At 70.1% G+C, this 24701-nt stretch carries 19 protein-coding genes; 6 read left to right on the forward strand and 13 right to left on the reverse strand.

Annotated elements, in window-relative coordinates; translation table 11 throughout:
- Window positions 1-80: 80 nt before the first annotated feature.
- The 8 genes from BLJ79_RS03350 to BLJ79_RS03385 form a co-directional block, all read right to left on the reverse strand.
- Window positions 81-692, reverse strand: coding sequence for a TetR/AcrR family transcriptional regulator (locus BLJ79_RS03350; RefSeq protein WP_286135252.1), 612 nt, complete (start codon window positions 690-692; stop codon window positions 81-83).
- Window positions 689-2770 carry a CocE/NonD family hydrolase gene (locus BLJ79_RS03355; protein WP_071213288.1) on the reverse strand — a complete coding sequence of 694 codons (2082 nt, stop codon included), beginning with the start codon at window positions 2768-2770 and terminating at the stop codon, window positions 689-691. The genes BLJ79_RS03350 and BLJ79_RS03355 overlap by 4 nt, the downstream gene beginning before the upstream one ends.
- Entirely contained in the window at window positions 2767-4584 is a 1818-nt protein-coding gene (locus BLJ79_RS03360) for a dipeptide ABC transporter ATP-binding protein (protein WP_071213289.1), read from the reverse strand. Before BLJ79_RS03360 ends, BLJ79_RS03355 begins: the two co-directional genes overlap by 4 nt.
- Window positions 4581-5417, reverse strand: coding sequence for an ABC transporter permease (locus BLJ79_RS03365; RefSeq protein ID WP_071213290.1), 837 nt, complete (start codon window positions 5415-5417; stop codon window positions 4581-4583). Before BLJ79_RS03365 ends, BLJ79_RS03360 begins: the two co-directional genes overlap by 4 nt.
- Entirely contained in the window at window positions 5414-6439 is a 1026-nt protein-coding gene (locus BLJ79_RS03370) for an ABC transporter permease (protein WP_083410978.1), read from the reverse strand. The genes BLJ79_RS03365 and BLJ79_RS03370 overlap by 4 nt, the downstream gene beginning before the upstream one ends.
- Window positions 6439-8013 (reverse strand): ABC transporter substrate-binding protein, encoded by a 1575-nt coding sequence (locus BLJ79_RS03375; RefSeq protein WP_071213291.1) that lies wholly within the window; start codon window positions 8011-8013, stop codon window positions 6439-6441. The genes BLJ79_RS03370 and BLJ79_RS03375 overlap by 1 nt, the downstream gene beginning before the upstream one ends.
- Before the next feature lie 535 nt (window positions 8014-8548).
- Window positions 8549-9961 carry an FAD-binding oxidoreductase gene (locus BLJ79_RS03380; RefSeq protein ID WP_071213292.1) on the reverse strand — a complete coding sequence of 471 codons (1413 nt, stop codon included), beginning with the start codon at window positions 9959-9961 and terminating at the stop codon, window positions 8549-8551.
- Between the two features lie 74 nt (window positions 9962-10035).
- Window positions 10036-13071 carry an ATP-binding protein gene (locus BLJ79_RS03385; protein ID WP_071213293.1) on the reverse strand — a complete coding sequence of 1012 codons (3036 nt, stop codon included), beginning with the start codon at window positions 13069-13071 and terminating at the stop codon, window positions 10036-10038.
- A 114-nt stretch (window positions 13072-13185) separates the two neighbouring features.
- Here BLJ79_RS03385 and BLJ79_RS03390 point away from each other — a divergent pair, with 114 nt between their 5' ends.
- Window positions 13186-13860: a YigZ family protein gene (locus BLJ79_RS03390; protein ID WP_071213294.1), complete on the forward strand. Its 675-nt coding sequence runs from the start codon at window positions 13186-13188 to the stop codon at window positions 13858-13860.
- Window positions 13842-14996, forward strand: coding sequence for a class I SAM-dependent methyltransferase (locus tag BLJ79_RS03395; protein ID WP_071213295.1), 1155 nt, complete (start codon window positions 13842-13844; stop codon window positions 14994-14996). Before BLJ79_RS03390 ends, BLJ79_RS03395 begins: the two co-directional genes overlap by 19 nt.
- Before the next feature lie 13 nt (window positions 14997-15009).
- Here BLJ79_RS03395 and BLJ79_RS03400 read toward each other — a convergent pair whose 3' ends face one another.
- The gene (locus BLJ79_RS03400; protein WP_071213296.1) at window positions 15010-15801 is read right to left on the reverse strand and encodes a PIG-L deacetylase family protein; all 792 of its coding nucleotides are present in this window, start codon (window positions 15799-15801) and stop codon (window positions 15010-15012) included.
- Window positions 15802-16095: 294 nt separating this feature from the next.
- On the opposite strand from BLJ79_RS03400, the gene BLJ79_RS03405 reads away from it, so the two are divergent.
- From BLJ79_RS03405 to BLJ79_RS03420, 4 genes are all read left to right on the forward strand, one after another.
- The gene (locus BLJ79_RS03405) at window positions 16096-17052 is read left to right on the forward strand and encodes a patatin-like phospholipase family protein (protein ID WP_071213297.1); all 957 of its coding nucleotides are present in this window, start codon (window positions 16096-16098) and stop codon (window positions 17050-17052) included.
- 81 nt (window positions 17053-17133) lie between these two features.
- Entirely contained in the window at window positions 17134-17703 is a 570-nt protein-coding gene (locus BLJ79_RS03410) for an isochorismatase family protein (protein ID WP_071213298.1), read from the forward strand.
- Window positions 17704-17856: 153 nt separating this feature from the next.
- Window positions 17857-19128 (forward strand): S8 family serine peptidase, encoded by a 1272-nt coding sequence (locus tag BLJ79_RS03415; protein ID WP_071213299.1) that lies wholly within the window; start codon window positions 17857-17859, stop codon window positions 19126-19128.
- Complete coding sequence (locus BLJ79_RS03420; RefSeq protein ID WP_071213300.1) at window positions 19121-19387, forward strand: hypothetical protein; 267 nt, start codon at window positions 19121-19123, stop codon at window positions 19385-19387. Before BLJ79_RS03415 ends, BLJ79_RS03420 begins: the two co-directional genes overlap by 8 nt.
- Here BLJ79_RS03420 and BLJ79_RS03425 read toward each other — a convergent pair.
- The 4 genes from BLJ79_RS03425 to BLJ79_RS03440 form a co-directional block, all read right to left on the reverse strand.
- Window positions 19373-20695 (reverse strand): hypothetical protein, encoded by a 1323-nt coding sequence (locus tag BLJ79_RS03425; RefSeq protein ID WP_071213301.1) that lies wholly within the window; start codon window positions 20693-20695, stop codon window positions 19373-19375. The two genes, BLJ79_RS03420 and BLJ79_RS03425, sit on opposite strands and share 15 nt — an antisense overlap.
- Before the next feature lie 128 nt (window positions 20696-20823).
- Window positions 20824-22290, reverse strand: a complete 1467-nt coding sequence (gene rpsA, locus BLJ79_RS03430) for a 30S ribosomal protein S1 (protein WP_071213302.1) — start codon at window positions 22288-22290, stop codon at window positions 20824-20826.
- A gap of 162 nt (window positions 22291-22452) precedes the next feature.
- Window positions 22453-23397: a polysaccharide deacetylase family protein gene (locus BLJ79_RS03435; RefSeq protein ID WP_071213303.1), complete on the reverse strand. Its 945-nt coding sequence runs from the start codon at window positions 23395-23397 to the stop codon at window positions 22453-22455.
- A gap of 4 nt (window positions 23398-23401) precedes the next feature.
- Window positions 23402-24697 carry a GNAT family N-acetyltransferase gene (locus tag BLJ79_RS03440; RefSeq protein ID WP_071213304.1) on the reverse strand — a complete coding sequence of 432 codons (1296 nt, stop codon included), beginning with the start codon at window positions 24695-24697 and terminating at the stop codon, window positions 23402-23404.
- Window positions 24698-24701 lie beyond the last annotated feature (4 nt).

Raw genomic sequence — 24701 nt, forward strand, 5'->3', positions numbered from 1 at the left:
CACGGCAGCGGTCCTCGACGTGGGGTGATGGCGGGCTGCCTTCCTGAGGGTCCGGAAGACAGCGGCCTCGGGAGCGACCGTCAGGCTTCGAACGCAGCTCCCAGCTCGGCCCGCAGGAATTGCCGCACCCACTCCCTGGCCAGGTCATGGTCGAGCCCCGGGGCACCGAGGCTGAGTTGCGTGGAAATCCCGTCCACATAGGCAGAGGTTTTCACGGCGACCGAGCGTGGATCGGCGTCCGCGCGGAAGGTTCCATCGCCGATGCCGCGTCGGATGGTTCGTTCGCACCCGGACCGCCACAAATGCAACCGGCCGTATTCCTCTGCCGGAGGGTCCGGGAAACGGGCGGACTCGCTCCAGTAATCCGACCAGAAGCGCCAGTGCCGCAGGCTTTCCTCCGACCCGTCGAACAGCGGATCGACCAGCAACAGCAGGGCACGCGCCGCGTCGTTTTCGGTGTCCGCGGCCGCCACCAAGGGGGTGTAGAACCAATCCATTTCGAGCACCGCCGCTTCGGCAAAGATCTCGTGGATGCCCGCGAAATGGTAGGTCACCGTTCCCACCGAGGTCTGCGCCTCCCGGGCAATCTCCCGAAGCCCGGTACGGCGCAAGCCGTCGCGCAGGATCGCCTGCCTGGCCGCCTCGGCAATCAGGGCACGGCGCTGCGCCGGCGCCAGCCGACGCTGGCTCACGTGGAGGTCCTCGGAATGGTTTCCGTCCATTCCCGCTCCGCAACCAGCTCCTCTTCCGCATCGCCCACGGTCGCCCACGCGGTGACGGTGTTGGTCAGCAGGAAGTTGCTCGCGTCGGCCCCCAGCACCGAATGGGTTTCCAGCCTGGCTGACCAGCCTTCGTTGGCAAGGCCGATCGACCACGCCGACCGAGCCTGCCCGCTGAGCGGGTCGCCGTCGCGGATCGTGTAGGTCTCGCGGCTGTATTCGGTGAAGACCAGCCCGTCGGGGTAGCGGCGCGAACCCCCGTAGCCCGGGTCCACGTCCAGCACCCACGTCCCGGATTCCACGTCGTGGCTCACGCTCCGCTGGGAATCGGCGACGAACGCCGGATCGGCCTGCCCGGCATCGTTCTCCAGGTAGTCCACCGGAAGCCGTGGGGACTGCTCCGGCTCGCCGAAGCCGACCCCCTCGATAAGACCGGAGGTGGTGGCCAGGGCGGCCGCGTCGGCTCCCAGAACCGGAAGCTCGAGCGTGCTGGCTGCCAGCTCGATTTCGAGCGACGGGTCCCCCGGTGGCGGCCAGATCCACGGCCAGTAGTTGGTGGAAAGCGCGAGCCGGATCGTATGCCCCGGGGCAAAGACGTAGCCGATGCCGACCATCTCGAATTCGACGTCGACGTACTCCCCAATTGGCATCGGCACCGCTTGGTGCCGGCCCTCGCGCTTGTTCAGGTTCAGCACCCCGCGGGTCACCAGTGTCGAGGAGCCGTCGGGGGCGACATCGCACAACCGGGCGATGATGTTGGCTTCGGACTGGTCGGCGCGCAGCCGCAGGCGCACCCGCGCGTTGCCCAGGATGCCCACCGGACCGGGCGCCGGAGGCAAATCGATGCACACGCTGCGGCCGTCCTCGGCACGCTGGTCCGGCGGGAGATCGGTGGCGTTGCCGAACGGGAAGTACCGCCCGGCATCGGCCCCCGTGTGCTGCGGGCTGCGCACGAGCGCCACCCCGTCGTGGACCGGGGTGCCGCAGCTGCCCTCGGACAGGGCGTGCCGTTGCCCGCGGATCTCCTGCGCCGGCCAGTTGGACAGTCCCAGCCAGTGGCCCTTGCGCCGCTCGTAGTAGGTGGCCGGCGGGTCGCCCTCGGGCAGGAAGGCCAGTAGTTTCGGGCCGCGATCCGCGCCGTTGTCTATTCCCTTGAGCCAGTGGTCCCACCAGGCGAGCGTTTCGCGCAGGAAGTTGATGCCCGGGCCCGGCGCGTACCCGCGGTCCGGATACTGGTGCGACCAGGGGCCGATGATGCCGCGGACCGGGGAGCCAAGGTTCTGGACCAGGCGCAGCACCGCATCGCGGTAGGGGTCGTGCCAGCCGCCGACGGCGAGCACGGCGGCCTTGATGGAGGAATAGTCCTCGCAGACGCTGCCCTGCCGCCAGTATTCGTCGCGTTCCTGGTGCTCCAGCCATTGTCCGGTCATCGGGCGGGTGTTCTCCAGCCGCTGGCGCCACTGCCCGACCCATGCTTCCCCGACCACCTCGGGCCGCGGAGGGCGGGCGTTGAAGGCGAACATCGTTCCGCCCCACGAGGCCATGTCGATGCCCAGCAGTGCCCCGCCCATGTAGTGCACGTCGTTGTCGTACCGGTCGTCGGTGGAGCAGACGGTGACGATGGCCTTGAGCGGCTCCGGGGCGTGTCCGGCCAGTTGCAGCGAGTTGAAACCGCCCCAGGAGATGCCGAACATCCCCAGCGAGCCGGTGCACCAGGGCTGAGCGGCGATCCAGGCGATGACCTCGAGGCCGTCGGCCTGTTCCTGCTCGGAGTATTCGTCGATGAACAGCCCGTCGGAGCTTCCGGTGCCGCGGATGTCCACGCGCACCGAGGCGTAGCCGTGCCCCGCGTAGTAGGGGTGGCGTTCGTTGTCGCGCGGCGCCGTCCAGTCGTCCAGCCTGTAGGGCAGGTACTCCAGCAGTCCCGGGACCGGGCGGCGGCCCGAATCGCGCGGGCGCCAGATCCTGGCGTGCAGCCGTGCGCCGTCGGCCAGCGGTATCCAGGCGTCCTCGACGAGGATTTCCTGCGGCAGCGGGTCGATGTACTTCATCTGTTCCCGGTTCCTTTCCATGTGCGGATCAGGTGTCCGGGGCTGGGCTCGAGCCAGCCTCCGGGGTTGTCGTCGATCCAGTCCTGTTCCTCGGCCGGCGACTGCGGCAGCTCCAGGTCCCCGGGTTCGAGGACCGCGTCCAGCAGCGAGGCGGTGTACGGGTGGTTGGGTCCGGAGAAGACGTCCGCCACGTTCCCGATCTCGAGAACCCGTCCGTTCTTCATGACCATCACCCGGTCCGCCACATCGGCGACGACGGCGAGGTCGTGGCTGATGAACAGCGTGCTCAAGCCATGGGATTTCTGCAACCCCGAGAGCAGCTCGAGGATGTCTGCCTGCACCGAGACATCGAGCGCGGTGGTGATCTCGTCGGCGATGATCAGTTCCGGTGCGGCGGCCAGCGCCCGGGCGATGCCCACGCGTTGGCGCTGCCCGCCGGAAAGCTGGGCCGGGAGCCGCTTGCCGAAGCTGGCCGGCAGCCCGACCTCGGTGAGCAGTTCCTCCACCCGGCCTCGCTCTTCGGCACGCGCAACCGTGCCGAACAGGCGCAGCGGGCGGCGGATGGCCGCAGCGACGCTCCGGCGCGGGTTCAAGGACGTATCGGCGTTCTGGAAGATCAGCTGCACCAGTTGGCGCAGCTCGCGGCTGCGCCGGGCCACCGGTCGTGCCAGGTCCCCGCCGGTCCCGGTCCCGGTGTCGCCGTGCACGCGCATGGTCCCGGAGGTCGCCGCCGTCAGCCCGGCCAGCGACCAGGCCAGCGTCGATTTCCCGCTTCCCGATTCCCCCACGATCGCCAGCGTTTCCCCGCGCCGGATCTCCAGGTTGACCGAGTCCACCGCAGGCGGTCCGGACGCATGGTACGAAATGCTCACGTTTTCGCAACTGAGCAGGACGTCGCTGCCCTGGTTTCCGGTGCCGGAGGGCGGCTCCGGATCTTGGTTGGTCCCGGTCCCGGCCACCGGGGCAATCGCTTCGGCTCGGGAGCGTGCGCCCAGCGTCGGAACGTCGCGCAGCAGTTGTCGGGTGTATTCGTGCTCCGGGGCGGCGAAAAGCTTGGCCGTGCGCCGGCTTTCCAGGATCCGTCCGTGGCGCATCACGGCGACCTGGTCGGCCATGCCCGAGACCACGCCCAGGTCATGGCTGACGATCAGCGTGGCGGTCTGCAGTTCCCGGCTCAGGTCCTTGATCAGGCGCAGCACAGCCGCCTGGGTCACCACGTCCAGGGCGGTGGTCGGCTCGTCGAGCACCAGCACCGAGGGCCGCGCCGCGATTGCCATCGCGATGCCGACGCGTTGCTGCTGGCCCCCGGAGAGCTCGTGCGGGTAGCGCCGGGCCAGGTCCTTGACGTTCGGCAGCCGCACCTGGTCCAGTGCCCGCAGCACGTCGGTGCGATCCGCGCGCAGCCCGTGGCTGGTCAGCGCCTCGTGGATCTGCGTGCCCACCCTCATTGAAGGGGTCAGCGACTGGCCGGCGTTCTGCGCGACCAGGGCCACGGTTCCGCCGCGCAGGGCGCGCAGCCGGGCCGGGTCGAGCCCGAAGACATCCTGTCCAGCGACCAGCACCCGGCCGCCGATGATGCTGGATCCCGCCCGCAGCTGCGCCAGCAGGGTCCTCGCGACGGTCGACTTCCCGCTGCCCGATTCACCGACCAGCCCGAAGGTCTGCCCGGCGGCAATCGCGAAGGACACCTCCGTGGCCACCGGAACCAGGGCCCGGCCGGCCCGGTAGGAGATGGACAGCTGGTCAACACGGACCGCGTCCCCGGTGGCTGCCACCGGTTCCACGTCTCCGGCCAAGCCGGTCTCGATACTCATTTCACTCCCGTCATTGCGCGGTCGATGCCAAGGCGCTTGCCCAGTCCGTCGGAGGTCAGGTGGAGGCCGATGACAAAACTGGCCAGCGCGGCCACGGGCCCCAGGGTGGCCCACGGGACCACCGTCAATGCCGTCCGGTTCTCCGCGACCATCAATCCCCAGTCGGGGGCCGGCGGGTTGGCTCCGAAGCCCAGGAAGGACAGCGTGGAAATCAGCAGCACCACCCAGCTGGCCCGCATGGCGTACTCGACCAGCACCACGTCGGACACGTTGGGCAGGATCTCCCGCACCACGATCGGACCGGCACGCTCGCCGCGTGCCCTGGCCGCCGTGACGTAATCCAGTGATTTCACGGACCGCGCGGCCCCGCGCACCACCCGGATGACCGCCGGTGTGTAGACCACCACGACGGCCAGCACGATCACCCACATCCCGCTGCCCAGCACCGAGACCACCACCAGCAGCGCCAGGATGGTGGGCACGGAGAGGATGGCATCGACCACGCGCATCACGACGTCGTCGAACCAGCCGCCGAGGTACGCGACCAGGCAGCCAAGCAGGGCGCCGGCGGCCACGGCGATCGTGGTTGCCAGGAACGTCACCTGAAGGGCGTAGCGCCCGCCGTTGAGGGTGCGGGAGAGGATGTCGCGGCCATACATGTCGGTTCCCAGCCAGTGTGCCCCGCTGGGTCCCTGCAGGGCAGCGGCGGAATCGCTGGCCACCGGGTCGTAGGGCGAGATCCATGGTGCCAGCAGGGCCAGCAGCACGTTGCCGAGGATCAGCACGATCCCGATGGTGAATGCGGGACCGGCCCCGCGCAGGGTCGCCTTCATGGTTGGCTCCGTTCGACGGTGGAAATGGCCGGGGAGGCCTTCGGCCCCGACCCCGCCCCAGCACGCCGGCGCGCCCGTGGGCGCAACCGCTGCCGGGGATCCAGGGCCATGGCCGTCAGGTCCGCAAGCAGGTTGCAGGCCACGTAGATGGCGGCCGAGACGACCGCGATGGCTTCGATGACCGGCAGGTCCCGGTTGAACACCGCCTCCAGCATCAGGTTCCCCATGCCGGGATAGTTGAAGATGTTCTCCACCACCACCACGCCGCCGAGCATCCAGGCGATGTTGATGGCCACGACGTTCAGCGTCGGCAGCAACGCGGTGGGCAGCGCGTGGCGCATGACCACCCGCGCGCGCCGCAGCCCCTTGAGCTCGGCCGTCGTGATGAACTCGGAGGTCATCACGTCGATCGTGGAGGTGCGGGTCATCCTGATGATGTAGGCGGCCATGGCCAGGGAAAGCACGATCACCGGGAGCCAGATGCTGGGCAGCAGTTGGGCCAGGGTCGCCTGCGGGCCGTCGAGCACGACGGCGGGAAACAGCGGGATGCCCACGGCGAAGGCCAGCACCAGCAGGGCGGCGACCATGAATTCGGGGATGCTCATGGCCAGCAGCGAGATCAGCGAGATGGAATGGTCGGCCCACTTCCCGCGGCGCAGCCCGGCGACGACACCGAGCACGATGGACAGTGTCACCGAAATGATGACCGTCGGGACGGCGATGAGCAAGGTGTTGCGGAAATGCAGCAGCAGGTTCGGCCCCACGGGTTCACCGGAGACCAGCGAGCTGCCGAAGTCCCCCTGCAGCGCCCCGAACAGCCACTGGACGTAGCGCAGGAAGACCGGGGTGTCCAGGCCCAGTTCGCTGCGCATCTGGGCGACGGCCTCGGGCGTGGCATCCCGGCCCAGTATCTGCTGGACGACGTCCCCCGGCAGTGCCTGGATAGCGAGAAAGACCAGCAACGAGGCCAGCACTATGGTCAGGACGGCGCTACCCAGGCGGCGCAGGATCAATAACGGCATCAGCTCAGTCCGATCTTCAGGTAGTCGAATTCGAAGCCGAATTCCGAGTAGTTCACGACCCTGCGAGAGAGACCGACCAGCCGGTCGCCGAACATGGGTGTCATGTCGGCGCCGTCCTCGATGATCAGTCGTTGGGCGTCCCGGTAGATCCCCCGCCTCCGTTCGTCGTTCATCTCGCGGCGCGCGTCCACGAGCAGCTGGTCGAACGCCGCGTTCGACCAGGCCGACTCGTTGTAGGAGGAACCGGAGCGGAAGACCTGGTTCAGCAGCTGGTCCACGGGCCTTCCGGTGAACCAGTAGCTGACGGAGAGCGGCTTCTTCATCCAGATCTCGGTGTAGTACGAATCCGAGGACGCACTGGTGACCGTGAGATTGATGCCGGCCCGCTTCACCGCTTCGGCGTAGGCCACGGCCAACGGGGTGAAGACCGAGTCGTAGGAGGAAGTGTAGATCGGCATCCGCAGATCCTCGACCCCGGCTTTTTTCAGCAGGGCCTTGGCTTGTTCCGGGTCGTAGGGCCGGGTGTGTTCCAGCGCGTCGGCATACCCGGGAGGAACGGGATTGTCCCAGCCTGGGCTGCCGTTTCCCTGGAGTGCGGTAGCGACAATGTCCTTCGGGTTGTAGGCCAGCTTCATGGCCTGCCGGACCCGCGGGTCGGAGAACTCCTTGGAGGTGGCCAACATCGGAATGGTGTACCACTGGGCGTCCTTGGCCCGTGCCACGGTGGCCACGGGAGAGGATGACACGACCCGTGCCGTGGCGAAGTCCAGGTTGGTTTGGCTGATCAAGTCGATCTGTCCCGCCAGCAGTGCGTTGACCCGTGCACTGGTGTCTTGGACGGAGTAGAAGTCGATGCCGTCCAACGCCGGCGGACCGGCGAAGTGATCGGCGAATGCCTCCACGCTCCCGCGCCCGGCCGGGGTGTAGCTGGTGAGCCTGAACGGCCCGGTGCCGATGCCGGTGTGGCCGATGGCGGCTGCCGAGCCTTCGGGGATGATGTAGCACTGGTAGGCCGTGAGCAGCGACGGGAACTCGGCATTCGGGGAGGTGAGGGCAAAGACGACGGTATGGCTGTCGCGGGCAGTAACCCCTGCGGGCTCAAGGATCGGGGTCAGCACCCCGGCCTGCGGGGATCCGGTCTGGGGATCCAGGATGTGCCCAAGGGTATAGACCACATCGCTGGCGGTCAGGACGCGGCCGTCGTGGAAGAGGACCCCGCGACGCAACTTGAACGTCCAGGTCTTCCCGTCGGGGGTCGAAGACCATTCGGAGGCGAGGTCCGGGACCGTGGTGCCCTGTTGGTCGAGCTTCACCAGACGGTTGTAGATGGCGCCCAGGTATTCGTAGGCGGACAGCGAGCTGGCCGGATCCAATGTTTCGGCGGCGGAGGCCGCGGGCCGAGCGATGCGCATGCGTCGGCCGCGGGCTGCGTTTCCCGTCGCGGCGGCCAGTGGGATGTCGGCCACGCCGTTGGACGAGCCGCAGCCGGACAGGCCTGCGATCAGGGCCCCCGCGCCGAGGGTCATGCCTGCAACGAGGACGGACCGGCGACCCATAGATGATGAAATCGGCATTTCGCTCCTTCATTCTTATCGTTCCGTTGAACGATAGGGGGCATCCGACCGGCCACCTAACGTGTTACGGACCACTTTGCTGCCCGAGACACCGTCCGGTGGGCTCCGCAGCCCGGAGCCCGGGCAGCCTCGGCCGGCTCCCGTAAAGGCCAAGCCGGCGGCCAACCATCGGAAACCGTCGATGCCGTTCCTGCCCCGGGATCATGCGGTCAAGAGTCGGTGTGGCGGCAGGCCGCCCCGCACCGGCCGACACCTCCCGGTCACGATTCTGAGGCCGCTGTCGGCGTCCGGACGATCGTCAATGCATACCGTGGCCAGGTTCAGCGAAATGCGACGTCCGGACGGGTGGGCGTCGGCGGGCAGCAGAGCGGAGCCGGCAGGACATGCGAAGGCGCCGACCGGGGCCAGTTGCTCCCTGGTCGGCGCCTTCACCTCGCCGCCTCCACGCCCGGCGGCGCGCGCAGTCCCTCGTTGGACTTCCCGGGCTTCCGCGTCAGCATCGCCCCACGGGAAACCGGGCCAGAGGCCGGCCTGCTCAGCCGGCGGGCACGATGTTCTGGTTGTGGTGGAAGAGGTTGCCCGGGTCGTAGTGCGCCTTGATGCGGGCCAGCCGCTCGTAGTTGCCCAGGTAGGAGGCGCGGATCCGGTCGGTTCCCTCCTCCATCATGAAGTTCACGTAGGCCCCGCCGGCCGTGGTGGGGTGCAGCGCGTCGTGGTAGGCCTTGGTCCACTCGGTGATGAGTTCCGCGTTGGCCGGGTCCGGGTCGACTCCCACGATGACCCCGGCCCAGCCGCCGGACCGGTAGGCGAAGGCCGTGGCATCGGCCGGGACGCGCGCGGCGGCCCCGTCGATCGGGTACAGGTGCATGGTGGAGTACCCCGTGGGCAGCGCCGCCCCGTACTTGGCGTGGACCTGGATCGCGGCGTCGGAGATCTCCGTGACGAAGTCCGCGCGCCAGTACCATTGCATCCCGGCCGGGAACAGCGGGTCGAAGGCCGACTGCAGCGCGGAAAACGGCATGGCCTGCAGGCCCACCAGCAACGGGGAGCCGAACCCGCGCACCGGTGCCAGCACCGCGTCGGCCACCTCGTGCGCCCCGGTGTAGCACCAGATGATGGCGCAGGCCTTCCGTCCCCAGAGTTCCTCGGGGAAGGGAGGGGCCGGAGGGATGGTCAGCAGCCCGATCCAGCCGGAGAGTTCCTCGGGCAGGGCGGGCAGCAGTTCGCGGTACCAGCGCATCACCGCCGGGGCGTCGGCCAGGTCGTAGAACACCGGACCGCCGATGACGGTGCCGTGCTCGCCGATCTCGTGCATGCGGAAGGTGAAGGAAGTGACGACGCCGAAGTTGCCCCCGCCGCCGCGCAGCGCCCAGAACAAATCCGGGTGCCGGTGCTCGTCGGCCGTGACCAGGGTGCCGTCGGCCAGCACCACGTCGGCGGCCAGCAGGTTGTCCACGGTCAGGCCGAAGCGCCGGGTCAGGTAGCCGATGCCGCCGCCCAGGGCCAACCCGCCCACGCCGGTGGAGGCGATGAAGCCGCTGGGGACGGCCTGGCCGAAGGCCACGGTGGCGTGGTCGACATCCGCCCACAGCGCCCCGCCGTCGACCCGCACGGTGTGCGACGCCGGGTCCACCGTCGTGGAGCGCATCGCGCCCAGGTCGATGACCAGCGCGTCGTCGGCGACGGCCAGCCCGGAGGCCTGGTGCCCGCCGCCGCGCACCGCGAGCCCGAGGGAGTTTTCACGGGCGAAGTCCACGGCCGCGACGATGTCCGCGGTGTCGGCGACCCGGGCGATGGCGGCCGGGCGGCGGTCGACCATGCCGTTGTAGACGGCGCGTGCCTCGTCGTAGGCGGCGTCCTGCGGCAGGGTCAGGGTTCCGCGCAGGGAGGTGCGCAGCGGGGCAAAGAGCTCCGCGGCGGTTTCGGTGGTTTGGCTCCGGGCTTCCATGGTTGGCTCCTGTTGGTGTAGGGGGTGGGTGGTGCGATACACGCTAGGCGCGGCCCTGTTCGCCGGGCGTTCGCCTACGCGGCTCCGGGCCCCAGCCGGGCCAGCAAGGCGTTGCTGCCCTGCGCGCGGGCCACCTCGCGCGCTTCATCGAGCAGGGCGGCGGCGGAGTCCCCCGCATCGAGCAGCGCACGCATGCGCAGCACCTCGGGCAGCCACCAGCGGTCCCGGTGCAGGGCGGCGGTGGCCCGGGCCGCATCGAGCACCGCGCACGCATCGGACCGCCGCCCGCCCTCGGCGAGGGTCACGGCCAGCAGCCACAGCCAGTAGGGCATCCGCGCCAGCGCATCTTGGGCGTGCAACGCCCCGATCCCGGCGCGGATCCTTGCGGCGCCCGGCTCCCCGCCGGCCAGCCAGCCGGCCAGGATTTCGCCCCACTGCCCGTAGTAGGCGATGTCGTAGCGGTGGCACAGCGCGATCAGCTCCGCCACATTCTCGGCCACCGCGGCCCGGTCCCCGCGCCATTGCCCGAGCACCGCCGCATAGGCCAGGGCCACGGCACGGGTGTAGATGTGCCCGCCGGACTGCGCCCCGGCGAGCGCCTGCGCGCACAGCCGCCCGGCGGCGTCGTCGTCCCCGGCCAGCCAGTGCGCGTGTGCCCCCCAGGCGCGGGCATGGATGTGCAGCCGCGTGCCCAGGATGTAGGAGTAGCCCGGCGGAGAGTCGTCGGTGCAGTGCGCAAAGTGCTCGATGGCCTCGGCGATCCGCCCCGAGCCCTGCGCCGCTCCGGCCACGGCGAAGTGCGCCTGCCCCAGCAGGGCCGGGTCGTCCCCGGCCAGGTCCAGGGCCCGGCGGGCGATGGCGTAGGAATCCTCGATGCGTCCCTGGACGTAGCGTCCGGCAAAGAGCCCGACGAGGCTGGCCGAGTGCACCGAAGGCCGGCCCAGCCGTTCGGCCAGCGCGCCGACGCGCTCGAGGTTCCCCAGCAACGCCGCCGAGGAGTAGCCCAGCAGCGCGGTCTGCGGCGGGGACATGGCCCGGCGCACCGACAGCTCGGCCTCGTCGCGCTCCGTTCCGGCGGGCAGCCGGCCGATGATCCCCAGTGCCTGGTCGTAACTTTTCAGCGCGGCGGAGTTCGCGAACACCCGCACGGCGTCGGCGCCGGCCCGCAGGTGGAAGGGCAGGGCCCGCTCCGGGTTGGATCCCAGTTCGTAGTGCTCGGCCAGCGTGGCGGCGACGGCATCGAGCCTTCCCGCGTTCAGCAGTTCCAGGGACTTCGCCAGCCTGCGGTGCAGCAGCCAGCGGCCGGCCGGGGTGGTGTTCTCCCGCACTGCGGTGCGCAGCAGGTGGTGGCCGAAGTCGTAGCCGGCGCCGGTGGGCAGCAGGATGCCTTCGCGCCAGAGCTCGTCCAGGGCAGCGGCCAGGCGGACGGTGTCCAGGTCCCCGGCCTCGGCCAGCAGCTCCAGGCTGATGCCCCGCCCGAAGGCGGCGGCAAGCTCGGCCACCGACCGGGCCGCCGGGCCCAGGCGGGAGAGTCGCCGACCCAGCAGCGTGCCGAATCCGTCGCCCGGCGCCGCGCGTGCCGCCTCGAGGATGTACAGCGGGAAGCCGGAGGTGGCGGCGGCCAGCAGCCGGGCCTCGTCGGTGCCCAGCGGGCGGCCGCGGATCTGGCCTGCCAGCTCGGCGCCCGCCGCCTGGTCCAGGGGTGCGACACGCAGCCGGTGCAGCAGCCCCGCGCTGCGGGCGCCTTCCAGCAGGGCGCCGACGGCCGGTGGCTGGGTGTCGGCGCCCTCCCGCAGGGTGGCCACCAGCAGCAGCTGCCGGGCCGCGGGGTAATCGAGCAGGAAGGCGATCCAGGCCGCGGTGTCGGGGTCGCACCACTGCAGGTCATCGAGCACCAGCAGGGTGGGCCGGCCGGGGGCCGCGACGGCGCCGGCCAGGGATTCGAAGAACCGGTAACGCTGCCAGGCATCGACCATGGCGCGGCCCGGGCCCGGTGGCACGTCGGTCCCCGCGGACGGGGTGGGATCGGGCAGCTCGGGCAGCAGCCGGGCCGCCTCGTGACGGATCGATTCCGGAAGCGCGGCAAGCAGCGGGGCGATGTCGCGGCCGCGCAGCCATCCGGCGACCGGGGCCAGCGGGATGCGCCCGGAGGCGTCGACGCAGCGCGCGAAGGCAACCGCAGCCCCGCCGGTGCGCGCCAGTTGGCCCAGCGCCTTGGCCAGGTGCGTCTTGCCGACCCCCGGCGGGCCGGAGAGCACCAGCAGGGCCGGCCGTCCGGCCCGGGCCTGTTCCCAGCAGCTTTCCAGCACCTCCTGCTCGCGGTCCCGTCCCACCGTCAGGTTGCCGGCCGCCGCCGGCCGGGCGGCGGGTCCCGGTGCCCCGGGGTGCGGGGCGGGCAGCCCCAGCAACCGGCGGGTCTCGGCCGCCGGTGCCACGCCGAGTTCGTTCTCGAGCACGTCGGCACAGCGGTGGTAGGCGTGCAGCGCGGCGGGCCGGTCCCCGAGGGCCAGGTGGGCGCGGATCAGGCCCCGGTAGCCGAGCTCCTCCAGCGGTGCGATGGTGACGCGCCGTCCGGCCACCTGAAGGGCCCGCTGCCCCCGGCCCAGCGCGGTGAGGGCCGCGGCGGCCTCGTCGCACAGGGCGGTGCATTCACGCAGCAGCTTCTCCCGCGCCTCGGGCACCCAGTCGGAATAGTTCCCCGGCATCAGGTCCCCCCGGTACTCCCGCAGCGCCGCCTGGGCGTGGGCCACAAACCGGGCAGGGTCCCTGCCCGCCGCCTGCAGCGCCGCGGCCCGCTCGGCGGAGAAGACCTGCACATCCACGCGCAACCCCGCACACTCCAGCGCGCCGATGGCACCGTCGGACATCCCCAGCGCATCGACGCCGTCCAGCAGCCGGCGCAGGTTGTGCAGTTCGCGGCGCAGGTTGGTCATCGCCTGCGGTTGCGGGGTCTCGGGCCAGAAGGTGCCGGCCAGCACGGACCGCGGCACCCGGATCCCCGGATGCACCACGAGGTAGGCCAGCAGCTCGACGGCGCGCGAACCCCCGGCCGCCAGGTCCGTGTCCCGGCTGGTCAGTCGTTGTTCCCCAAGCAAGTTCAGTTGCAGCACCGCTTGCGCCCCGTTTCGGCCATTGGCCCACGTACAAGATTCTCCCACCGGGCCCCGGCAGCGACAATGCCCCGGCGGGCATCCACGGGCGCTAAACACTAGACTGGATCGGTAATGGACAACGATTCTGTGGCGACGGCCTATACGACGGTGGACGGGGACTTCGTCCACGAGCTGGAGATCAAGCGCTCGCGCTTCATCACCTACCTGCGCCGGGTCGAATCCGAGGCCGCCGCCCGCGCCCTGGTGGCCGAGCTGCGCAAGAAGCACTTCGACGCCCGGCACCACTGCAGCGCGTTCATCCTGGGACCCGACCGCACCGCGATGCGCAGCAACGACGACGGGGAGCCCTCGGGCACCGCCGGCATCCCGATGCTCGACGCGCTGGCCAAGCGGGAAACCGACGCCGGGAAGACCGATTTGTCGGACATTTCCGCGGTGGTGGTGCGCTACTTCGGCGGCATCCTGCTGGGCGCCGGCGGGCTGGTGCGCGCGTACTCCGAATCGGTGTCCAGCGCCCTGGATGCGGCCCCGCTGCTGCGCCGCGAACGCCTGCGGATCCTGGGCCTCGAGGCCGACTACGCCGCCGCCGGCCGGCTGGAAAACGACCTGCGTTCCGCCGGGGTGCAGGTGCTGGGCACCGACTACGGGCCGAGCGCCGCCACGCTGCGGGTCGCGCTGAACGACGAAGCGACGCTGCTGGCCGCGTTCGACGACCGGCTGGCCACGCTGACCGCCGGCGCCTCGCGCGCACAAGACCTTGGAACCGAATGGGTGGATGTCCGTTGAACCTGGATTTTGGGCTGTTGCGCCGCTGGCCCGACGTGGAGGCCGCGAACCTGCACGCGGTCGATGCCGCCGACCGGCTGCTGCTGGATCTGGCCTCCGAGGCCGGATGGCCCGCGGAGCCGGGCCGGGTGGTGGTCCTGGGCGACCACTACGGCGCCCTGGTCCTCGGGGCCCTGGATGCCGGGGTGCGCGGCATCCGCGTGCACCAGGACGCGCTCTCCGGGGCCCGTGCCATCGATGCAAACGCCGCGGCCCTGCTGCCGGGGCTTGCCGGCGACTACCGGCAGCTGCCCCTGGGCGCCGCGCTGCTGGAGGGCGCCTCGCTGGTGCTGGTCGCGCTGCCGCGGTCGCTGGACGCGCTGGAGGAGATGCTCGCCGCGCTTGCCGAACACGCCCGCCCCGAGGTCACCGTCATGGCGGCCGGGCGCATCAAGCACATGAACCTCTCGATGAACGAGCTGCTCGGCCGGTACTTCGCCACCGTCTCCGCCTCGCTGGGACGGCAGAAGTCCCGGGTGCTCACCGCCACCGGCCTGCTTCCCGCCGCGCAGCGCCCCGAGGCACGCTTCCCGTTGCGGCAATCATTCGCCGTGGGACTTGAGGCACCGCTGGAACTGCGCGCCTACGCGCAGACCTTCGGAGGCGCCAAGCTGGATCCAGGCACCCGCTTCCTTCTCGAGCACCTCAAGATTCCGCCGGGAACCGGGCGCGCGGTGGACCTGGGCTGCGGCAACGGCACCATCGCAACGTACCTCGCGGTGCAGCACCGGCGGCTTTCGGTCCACGCCTGCGACCAGTCGGCCTCCGCCGTCGCTTCCACGGAAGCCACCGCCGCGGCCAACGGGGTCGCGGACCGCGTCACCGCGGTGCAGGACGACGCGCTCGGGACCCTGCCCGATGCCACCGAGCAGCTGGTGGTGCTCAACCCGCCCTTCCACATGGGCAACACCGTGCATGCGGGGATCGCGCTGAAGCTGATGGCCGATGCCGGCCGGGTGCTGGCACCGGGCGGGGAACTGTGGTGCGTCTGGAATTCGCACCTGGGCTACCGCGGCCAGCTCGAAAAGCTCGTGGGCCCCACCCGCCAGGTGGCGCGGAACCCGAAGTTCACCGTGACGGTGTCGACGAAGGCGTAGGCCCCGGTTCGCCTCAAAGCCCCTCGAACAGGTCGGCGAGCACGGGCTGCCCGGCGGCACGCGGCGGCCACGCCATGACAGCGGGCTCGCGGGACACCATCCGTTCCCAGCGGCGCACGCTGGCGCCCGGTTCGATCAGCACCTCGCGCTGGCTGCGGTGCTCCAGCAGCCCGGCGACGATCCGCGAGCACACCGCGGAGGTGTCGACCTCGATGTCGATGGCCTCGTCCGGGACCGGTCGCAGGTGGTATTCGCGCCCGGGGTCCCAGGCCTCGGCGCCGGCGCGCCGCCGGGCGGTGTTCCAGCGTTCGAAGACCGAGGCGCGGATCGCCCCGTGGACCAGGCGGCGCAGCCCGGGTCCCGGCACGCACCTGGCGCGGTGGAACGCCTCGTCGGCGGCACGCCCGATGGCGATGTGGTCGCGGTGCCCGGTGATCCCGTCCGGACCGAAGGTCGCCACGACCTGCGGCCGCTCGGCTTCCAGGATCGACTGCAGCCGGGCCACCAGCTCCTCGAAGTCGGCCTCCGCGACGTGCCCGTCGGCGTACCCCAGCCATTCGTGCCGCACCGGGACGGTGCCGTGGGCCTTCCAGGCGTTGGAGCTTTCCACCCGGCGCCAGGCGCCCAGGGTCTCCGGGGTCGCCGGCACGCCGCGGGAGATCTGCCCGGCGGCGCCGTCCGTGGCCAGCACCAGGACAAACCTGAACCCGGGGTCGTGCTCGTGCAGGGCGATGGAACCGGCGCAACCGTAGGCATCGTCGTCCGGGTGGGCGACGATGACCGCGATGGAATGCGCCTCGTTCATGGCGCATATCCTAGTCTTGGCCACGGCTTCCGCCTATGCATGCACCGGCCCCAAGGACAAGGAAAATCCCCGGCCTGGCGCGGGGTCTTCCCGACCCCGGGGCCGACGGGCTTCCACCGTTGTGCACCGGCTTTTCGGCGTGGTATTTTTGCGGTGATCGTGAACCATCGGCAGGAGGTGAGTCCCCCATGAACGCAGTATCCACAGTGGGTGCTCCCCTGCAGTCCACGATCGCGCGACCTCACTAGTCGCCACCGGGAGCGCCCCGCAGGCACATCGCGAAAGGCGACTCCCATGAATTCACATCCCTTTAACACCAGGCATTTCACCTTGCCCGCGCTCGACACCGCCCGGACCGCACGAACCGCGAACGAACGGGCGCTGGTCCTGGGCGGCGGCGGATCGGCCGGCAACGCCTGGCTGATCGGCGCCATCGCAGGCCTCCTCGCGGCCGGGTTGGATGTGACCGATGCCGATGTTCTCATCGGCACCTCGGCCGGTGCCACGGCCGCGGCCCAGATCTCCGGCGCAAGCCCCGCCCGGCTGCTGGCCGACATCCTGGCCGCCGAACCCCCGCAACGAACCGCAGGCGGAGGAACCGGCAGTGGACGCGCTCCCACGGAATCGGCGGCCGGGCACCTGCGCAGGACGGGCGAACTCATCGCCGCTGCCGCCGACCCGGCCGACATGCGCCGCAGGATGGGCGCGGCCGCGCTGGAGCTGGAGGCGGCGTCGGAGGCTTCCGGGCAGGCGCGGTGGAGCGACACGGTCGCGGCCCGGCTGCCCGTCCGGCACTGGCCGGAGCGAACGATGCTTCTCACGGCGGTCGATGCCCGCACCGGGGAACCGGTCGTGTTCGACAGGCACAGCGGGGTCGACCTGGTGGACGCCGTGGCCGCCAGCTGTGCCGCCGCCACCGCCTACGGCATCGGCGAAGACTGGTTCATCGACGGCGGCTACCGGCGATCGAGCGAGAATGCCGACCTGGCGGCCGGTTGCGGGCGGGTGCTGGTCTTCTCCCCGCTCGGCGGGCGGACCCGGCACCCGGCGCAATGGGGCATGGGACTGGCTGTGCAGGTCGACGAGCTGCGCGCCGGCGGCAGCGGGGTCGAAACCATCCTGCCGGATGATGGTTCGCTCGATGCCTTCGGCAACAACATGATGGACCCCTCGACGCGTCCGGCCGCCGCCCGGGCCGGTTGCGAGCAGGGCAGGGCGCTGGCCGGGCGGCTCGCCGGATTCTGGCACTGACGCCCGCCCCGGCGGCTCGCCGGTCCCGGCTCCGCGCGCCATATCCCGGCCCGGGCCCCGAAGCGGTGCAATACTGCTGGCATGGACGAACATCGCGAAGGCTCAAAGACCGCACTTGTCATCATCAACATGCAGCAAGGCGTGATGGATTACTGCGTGCATCCCAAGAAGGTCGTCTCCCGCATCCAGGACCTGGTCTCCCGGGCCAGGGACACCGGCACGCCGATCTACTGGGTGCAGGACGAACGCGAATTCGAGCGCCATTCAACGCCGTGGCGCCTGGCCGCCGGACTGGAACCGCAGGACGACGAGCACCGCATCTTCAAGTCCTACCGGGACGCCTTCACCGGCACCGGGCTGCACGCCTCGCTGATCGCCCAAGACGTGGGACGCCTCGTGATCTGCGGTGCCCAATCCGACTACTGCCTGCGCACCGCGGCCGGCCGGGCGGCAGCCATGGGCTACGACGTCACGGTGGTGCGCGATGCCCACACCACCGGAGCGGAGACCTTCGAGGGCCAGTCCCTGACCGGCGACCAGATCATCGCGCACACCAACGCGTACTTCGCCGGACTCGACTACCCCAACCAGGACTTCTCGCTGCTGCGCACCGACGAGGTCGCTTTCCGTCCCGTGGCCACGCACGACTGATGGCCGGGCTCCTGCCGGTGGGTTCCGGGGTCCCCGGCACTACCGGGGACCCGGGAACGACGGTAGGGTTCTGGGTACTCGACTGCCAGCAGATGCTGCTCCCGGGGCCATGGCTTCCGGATCGCGGCGCGCCCACCTGACGAAGGAGCCACGATGTTCGACCCCGACAAGCCGCTTTCAACCGCCGCCGTTCCGGTTCCCGGACGCTTCGTGGTGGTCTTTGACCGCCCCGGGCCGGGGGCCTCCGCCCGCTTCGGCGCCAGGGCCCTGCAGGACGAGGTGCCCGGCATGCTCGAGGCCCAGGGCTTCGACCTCGAGGGCTACTTCCCGCGGCTCGGCGTGGCGGTGGTGGACGCGGAATCCGGGCAGCTGGGCGAGTTGCGGGCCCGCTGCAGCTCCGAGGGCCTGCCCATGCACATCGTCCCGGAAATGCGGTACCGGATCCTGCCGGCGGCCACCGGCCCCGAGGCTTCCGCGGCCCCGGCCTTCGCCGACACCCCCTCGTCGACCTGGGGGCTGGCGGCGGTGCTCGCCGCCGAGTCCGTGTACACCGGGGCCGGGGTCAGGGTGGCGGTGCTGGACACCGGCTTCGACGCCGGGCACCCGGACTTCGCCGGACGCGACGTCACCACCGAGTCCTTCATCGACGGCGAGGATTCCCACGACGGGCACGGGCACGGGACCCACTGCATTGGCACCTCCTGCGGTCCGCGCGCCCTGGACGGGGCCCGCGGCTACGGGGTGGCGCCCGGCGCCTCCATCTATGCGGGCAAGGTCCTGGGCAACGACGGGTCCGGAACGGACTCCGGCATCCTGGCCGGGATCGACTGGGCGCTGCAACACGACTGCCACATCGTCTCCATGTCCCTGGGCGCCGACGTGCGCCAGGTGCACCCGCCCTATGTGGCCGCGGGCCGGCGCGCGCTGGAACGCGGCACGCTGATCATCGCGGCGGCCGGGAACAACGCGCGGCGCTCGGCCGGGGAGCCGGGATTCGTCGGGGCTCCGGCCAACAGCCCGTACATCATGGCCGTCGGTGCCCTGGATTCCCAACTGGCCGTCGCCGATTTCTCCGCGCGCACGCTGCCGGGACGCGGCGGCCAGGTCGACATTGCCGGCCCCGGGGTGGGGATCTACTCCTCGTGGCCGATGCCCCAGCGCTACAACACCATCAGCGGCACCTCGATGGCGACCCCGCATGCCGCGGGCGTCGCCGCGCTGCTGTGCGAGGCCACCGGTTTCCGCGGCCGCGAACTGTGGGCGGAGCTGGCCCAGGAAGCCCAACGGCTGGAGCGGCCCTCCGTCGATGTCGCAGCGGGCCTGGTGCAGTCCCCTCCCCCGGCCGCTCCCGAATCGCCGGCCCCGGCAGTGCAGGAACCTGCACCGGAGGACGAATCACCGGAAAGCTACTACGGCCATGGATGATTCCGGCCGGGCACCGCTGCCGCCAAGCACCACCTTCATCGTGACCGTCCAGGACGCCTACCTGGAACGGGTCCAGGAGGTTGCCCACGACCTGGAGGAAGCGGGCCTGGCCATCGACCGGGTGCTGGGCAGCCTCGGCCAGGTGGTGGGGCACGCCGAGGATTCGGGGCGGGCCCGGCTGGCCGGGGTGCGCGGCGTGGCGTCGATCGAGCCCGAACGCCGTTTCGGGATCGCACCCCCGGAATCAGGGCTTCAGTAGCTGCGGGGCGGCTTCAGGGAAATAACCCGGCATGTTCCCGCGGCTGCGCAGCGCGCACCCGTTCAAGCCGATGGCGCGCAGGTCGATGACGTCGATGAGCTCGTCCTCGCCCAACCAATCCATGGCATCTGCCAGTCTCGGGCCCGCCGGCTCGCGGTCCTTCGCCGCGCGGCGCCGCAACCGTTCGGCCACCAGCAACCCGGAATGCCGTGCCCCGGTGTCCTGGTACAGCGATGCACCACGCATGGATCCCACATGGAACAGCAGCCTGCCTGTTGCCCGGTGCTCGGTGTGGGGATCCAACGCCTCCGACACCTCGTCGTAGGTCCACTGCTTGTCGGCCAGCAGCAGGAAGTCCCCGGCGGCCAGGGAGTTCAGGTGCCCGGCACCGTGGGCCGGGCACTCCTCATCGACCCAGATCGAGGCACGCGGCCCGGCCTCCGTTTCGGGCTCCAGGCCCTCGGCGCACGTGCAGCCCCGCGTGCGCCGGGCTTCGCCCAGCGGCATCGGGGGAAGCTGGGTTTCGAGCGCTTCGAACACCTCGTGCGGGTCGGCATCCCCCACGTCGATGACCAGCCAGCCGTGGCGCGGGGTCACGAGGAACTGCCCCAGCAACACGAGCAGGGCCTGCAGGGCCACCACCGCACCCAGGACCGCAAGTGCCAGCGGCCAGCTTTCCAACGGGTCGTCGTTCTCCGTGAGGATCGGCGCCTCCAGGAGCCGGGCATGGGGTCCGGCCAGCAGGAGCGCCCCGGCCAGGCATCCAAGAACTCCGAGCCCCAGGGCCGTGAACCAGCCCTCGGCCAGCTCGGCCTGCGACACCCACGCCTTGGGTGCATCGCGCGGGCACAGGAAGCGCACCTGCCGCACCCGGGCCCACGCGTCCGTGCCCGCAATCCCAAGCAGCAGCACGGCGGCGACCGTCCAGATCCAGGCCGGCTGCCCGAGCACGTGGCTGCCCGCCGCGATGCCGGAGACCACCAGCAGGCCGATGCCCGGCAGCCTGCGGAGAAGGACGAATCCGGCAAAGACCAGCGCCTTGAGGCAGGCCAGCAATCCGTCGCGTGCCCAGTGGACCCATTCGGGGACCGGGGACTCGACGGCGCGCATGTACTCGGCAAAGCTCGCCGGTTTCGCCTCCGGCCCGTTGGCCAGGTGGAGCAGCAACGACGCGGCCAATACCAGCCACGCGGCCCAGAACAAGAGGTTGGTGCCCGGCCGCCGCGGCAGGGTCCCTCCCGCGGGAGTGCAGAGCGCGACCAGCGGAAGCTGGCCGGGCACGGAAGGCAACGAAACCAAGATATTCATTGTCAAAGAGGAGTTAAGGATCATTTCCACCATACCCGGGAACGCCGAAGGCCCCTTCCACCCGTGGTGGAAGGGGCCTTCGGTCAAGCTACCTCGCGTGGATCAATGATCCGTTGGCGCAGGAAAGCTTAGGCGCCGGTGAGCTTCTCGCGCAGTGCTGCGAGGGCCTCGTCGGATGCCAGGGTGCCTGCCTCGGGAGCCGGGGCTTCCGAGGAGTAGGACGAAGAAGCGGACTCGGCCGGAGCCGATTCTGCGGCTGCGTCGTCGAGCAGGTGCTGGGCAACCTGCTTCTTGTGGGCTTCCCAGCGGGTCTGGGCGTCAGCGTACTGCTGCTCCCAAGCTGCGCGCTGGGTCTCGAAGCCTTCGAGCCACTCGTTGGACTCCGGGTCGAAGCCCTCCGGGTACTTGTAGTTGCCCTCTTCGTCGTACTCTGCGGCCATGCCGTAGAGTGCCGGATCGAATTCGGTGCCTTCCGGATCGACGCCCTCGTTGGCCTGCTTGAGGGACAGCGAGATGCGGCGACGCTCGAGGTCGATGTCGATGACCTTGACGAACAGCTCGTCCCCGACGGAGACGACCTGCTCTGCCAGCTCCACGTGGCGCACGGCCAGCTCGGAGATGTGCACGAGGCCTTCGATTCCGTCTTCGACGCGCACGAATGCACCGAACGGAACAAGCTTGGTGACCTTACCCGGAACAACCTGCCCAAGGGCGTGGGTGCGGGCGAAGGTCTGCCACGGATCTTCCTGGGTGGCCTTGAGCGAGAGCGAAACACGCTCGCGGTCCAGGTCGACCTCGAGAACCTCGACGGTGACTTCCTGGCCAACCTCGACAACCTCGGACGGGTGGTCGATGTGCTTCCAGGACAGCTCGGAAACGTGGACGAGGCCGTCTACGCCGCCAAGGTCCACGAATGCACCGAAGTTGACGATGGAGGAAACGACGCCCGGACGAACCTGGCCCTTTTCCAGCTTGTTGAGGAACGTGGAGCGAACCTCGGACTGGGTCTGCTCGAGCCATGCACGGCGGGACAGCACAACGTTGTTGCGGTTCTTGTCCAGCTCGATGATCTTGGCTTCGATTTCCTGGCCGATGTACGGAGCCAGATCGCGCACACGGCGCATTTCGACAAGCGATGCCGGCAGGAAGCCGCGCAGGCCGATGTCGAGGATAAGGCCGCCCTTGACCACCTCGATGACGGTGCCGGTAACGACGCCGTCTTCTTCCTTGATCTTTTCGATGTCGCCCCAGGCACGCTCGTACTGAGCACGCTTCTTGGACAGGATCAAACGACCTTCCTTGTCCTCCTTGGTGAGGACGAGGGCCTCGACGTTGTCGCCGACGGCGACAACGTCGCCCGGGTCAACATCGTGCTTGATGGAAAGTTCGCGGGAAGGGATGACACCTTCGGTCTTGTAACCGATGTCGAGCAGAACTTCGTCGCGGTCAACCTTGACGACGATGCCTTCGACGAGGTCGCCATCGTTGAAGTACTTGATGGTGGCGTCGACGGCAGCGAGGAAGTCTTCAGCAGAGCCAATGTCGTTGATTGCAACGACCGGGGCACTGGTCTTCTCGTTGGAGGTGATGGTCATGTAGTAGGGACTCCGATGTGGATAGTCTGTATGAGTCGGGCAGCCGGAAGCCCCGGCATATTCCGAATTTAGCTTGGGTGCGGGCACGGCAATAGCCGCAACACGCTCGCCTAGTCTATTCCCCTGCACCCTGCCGGGTCAAAACGGCAAACCTGCAAGTTGTCAAGCCGACGGGGCACCGGTTCGGGCCCCGAAGGCCTCGGACAGCGTGAGCAGGGCCAGTTTCCGGGCTGCCAGTGATTCGAGCAGCCCGGGCAGCGCCTCGGCCATGCCGCGGGCGGTTTCCGAGGCCGGGCGGTTGAAGTGCCCGATCCCCACGTCCCCCGCACGCAGCGCCCTGGTTTGCGCCGCCACGCTCGCGGCCCGGAACGTCGCGCCGGCGTCGAGGTTGACGGTGAAATTCATCGGGACCAGGCCCAGCTCGCGGCACAGCGCGGCACCGAGCTCGTCCTGGTACGCGGTCCCGGAACGGAAGAACTTCGCCTGGATCCCGAAGGTGTCGGCCAGGTAGCGCTGGTTGTCCATGATCTCGTCGTAGGCGGCCGCAATGCTGGCGGTGCCCGGGATGCCGTAGGCCGCCTGCCCCCGGCTGGCCAGCGGCGCGTGGGTGGTGCCGTGGTTGGCGATCTCGAAGAGCGGGTCGGCGGCCAGCTCCCGGACCAACCCCTCGTTGGCCGCCGCCCACCGCTGGTTGATGAACAGCGTGGCCGGCGCCCGGTGCTTGCGCAGCACCTTGACCAGCGCCACGTCGTAGCCTTCGCCGTTCGGTCCCCCGCAGGCGTCGAAGGTCAGCGCGGCTCCGCGCGCCGAGGCCGGCAGGCCCAGCTCGATGCCCTTGATCTCCAGCCCGAACGCGCCGGAGGGCCTCGACGCGTAGGCGGAGAGAACCGCGCTGCGGCTGGGCACCGCTCTGGCCGGGGCGGCTGCCGCGGCAGGCGGCGACGGTGCCGGTGCCGTGGGCAACGGCGCCGTGGCGGCGGTTGGCGGGGGGCCCGTCGGGGACAGTGGATCCGCGGCGCAGGAGGCCAGCAGGGTGGCACCGGTCCCGAGCAGGGCAGCGAGCAGCGTGCGGCGCCCCGTCGGGGAGCCGGGAAATGGTGTGGGCATTGAGCTAGAAATCCGCCTGGCAGTAGGGAATGGTTTCGGTGGCGAACAGGGCGTTGAGCGTGCCCAGCGCTTCGGGCGAGTGGACCTTCAGCACCCCGGAGGCGGCCAGGTGCGTGGCGCTGAAGCCGCCCAGGTAGAGCGAGGCCAGGTCGCGGACATCCAGGCTGGCCTCGGGCACGGCCCCTTCCGGTGCCCGGCGGACCCCGGCGGCGGAGTCCTGGACCACCAGGTCCCAGATGCCGTCGGCGAACCCCAGGGCGTCGTGCACGCGCAGCCGGATGTGCCCGTCGCGCCCGTAGCTGCGCGCGGACAGCGCGGTCTCCAGGTCAAGGATGCGCAGCCAGAGGTGGTCCCCCAGGGAGGTGGCCTTGTAGGCGCGCGCGTTTTCCAGGGCGGTGGGCAACACGTCGTCGACCGGTCCGCGCCCGGTGATCTTTTCCACCAGGTCGTGGGCGCCGAGGTACGCGACCAGTTCGCGGCGGGCGGCACCGGTGGCGGTGCACATCTGGCCGATTTCCATGGTGGGCGGGGCGGTCTTCCACCCGGAGAACAGGTAGCTCATGAACCCGTCGGGCCTGCCCTGGGCATCCAGGTGCAGGGCGGCGCGCAGGTTCTTCACCGGCTTGAGCGAGTCGTAGTCCTCCCACAGCCCGGCTGCCTGGCCCACGTCGAATTGCGTGGCACTGATCGAGCCGAGCGTGTGGGCGTGGGCGGCGGCAAAGATGCCCGGGGCGTAGTTCTTCAGTTCCCCGGGGGCAATGGCCACCACGGTGCCCTCGTGCTCCACGCGCAGGTCCGCCCCGCGGTGGGTCTTGAGCGCGAAGCGTGCCCGCTGGGTGGCCCGGCCGAACCCGAAGCGCCCGTAGATGGTCGCCTCCGAGGCGGTCAATGCGGCGAACACCATCCCGGCCTCGCGGGCGCCGGCCAGGTCCTCGGTGATCAGCCGGCGCAGCAGGCCGCGGCGGCGGTGGGTGGGGCTCACGGTGACCGAGGTGATCTGGTGCACCGGCATCAGGTTCCCTCCCCCGATGTTCAGCGTCCCGGGGAACGAGGCATAGGTGGCCACCGGGGCCTCGGCGTGCAGCGAGGGCTGCACCGCCGACTCGTCGTAGACGGCGGTGAAGGTGGTGTTGTCGTTGGCCTCGAGCCCGGCGAGGATCTTTAGTTCCTCGGGCTCCAGCGCGGCCTCGTGGAAGCCGCGGCTGATGGCCGTGAGGAATTCCACGGTGGCCACGGAAGGGACACCGTCGATGAGCTCGGGTTCGAACCGTTCAATGCGAATCGTGGTGTCTTCACTCATGGTC

The sequence above is a fragment of the Arthrobacter sp. UCD-GKA genome (assembly GCF_001863355.1).
In the GTDB taxonomy this organism is placed as follows: domain Bacteria; phylum Actinomycetota; class Actinomycetes; order Actinomycetales; family Micrococcaceae; genus Paeniglutamicibacter.

Bases quoted from the DNA above. Each gene is read 5' to 3' on its own strand.
- BLJ79_RS03355 (WP_071213288.1), bottom strand. From the start codon at position 2,770: ATGAAGTACATCGACCCGCTGCCGCAGGAAATCCTCGTCGAGGACGCC.
- BLJ79_RS03360 (WP_071213289.1), bottom strand. From the start codon at position 4,584: ATGAGTATCGAGACCGGCTTGGCCGGAGACGTGGAACCGGTGGCAGCC.
- BLJ79_RS03365 (WP_071213290.1), bottom strand. From the start codon at position 5,417: ATGAAGGCGACCCTGCGCGGGGCCGGTCCCGCATTCACCATCGGGATC.
- BLJ79_RS03370 (WP_083410978.1), bottom strand. From the start codon at position 6,439: ATGCCGTTATTGATCCTGCGCCGCCTGGGTAGCGCCGTCCTGACCATA.
- BLJ79_RS03375 (WP_071213291.1), bottom strand. From the start codon at position 8,013: ATGCCGATTTCATCATCTATGGGTCGCCGGTCCGTCCTCGTTGCAGGC.
- BLJ79_RS03380 (WP_071213292.1), bottom strand. From the start codon at position 9,961: ATGGAAGCCCGGAGCCAAACCACCGAAACCGCCGCGGAGCTCTTTGCC.
- BLJ79_RS03390 (WP_071213294.1), top strand. From the start codon at position 13,186: ATGGACAACGATTCTGTGGCGACGGCCTATACGACGGTGGACGGGGAC.
- BLJ79_RS03395 (WP_071213295.1), top strand. From the start codon at position 13,842: ATGGGTGGATGTCCGTTGAACCTGGATTTTGGGCTGTTGCGCCGCTGG.
- BLJ79_RS03400 (WP_071213296.1), bottom strand. From the start codon at position 15,801: ATGAACGAGGCGCATTCCATCGCGGTCATCGTCGCCCACCCGGACGAC.
- BLJ79_RS03405 (WP_071213297.1), top strand. From the start codon at position 16,096: ATGAATTCACATCCCTTTAACACCAGGCATTTCACCTTGCCCGCGCTC.
- BLJ79_RS03410 (WP_071213298.1), top strand. From the start codon at position 17,134: ATGGACGAACATCGCGAAGGCTCAAAGACCGCACTTGTCATCATCAAC.
- BLJ79_RS03415 (WP_071213299.1), top strand. From the start codon at position 17,857: ATGTTCGACCCCGACAAGCCGCTTTCAACCGCCGCCGTTCCGGTTCCC.
- BLJ79_RS03420 (WP_071213300.1), top strand. From the start codon at position 19,121: ATGGATGATTCCGGCCGGGCACCGCTGCCGCCAAGCACCACCTTCATC.
- BLJ79_RS03425 (WP_071213301.1), bottom strand. From the start codon at position 20,695: ATGAATATCTTGGTTTCGTTGCCTTCCGTGCCCGGCCAGCTTCCGCTG.
- rpsA (WP_071213302.1), bottom strand. From the start codon at position 22,290: ATGACCATCACCTCCAACGAGAAGACCAGTGCCCCGGTCGTTGCAATC.
- BLJ79_RS03435 (WP_071213303.1), bottom strand. From the start codon at position 23,397: ATGCCCACACCATTTCCCGGCTCCCCGACGGGGCGCCGCACGCTGCTC.
- BLJ79_RS03440 (WP_071213304.1), bottom strand. From the start codon at position 24,697: ATGAGTGAAGACACCACGATTCGCATTGAACGGTTCGAACCCGAGCTC.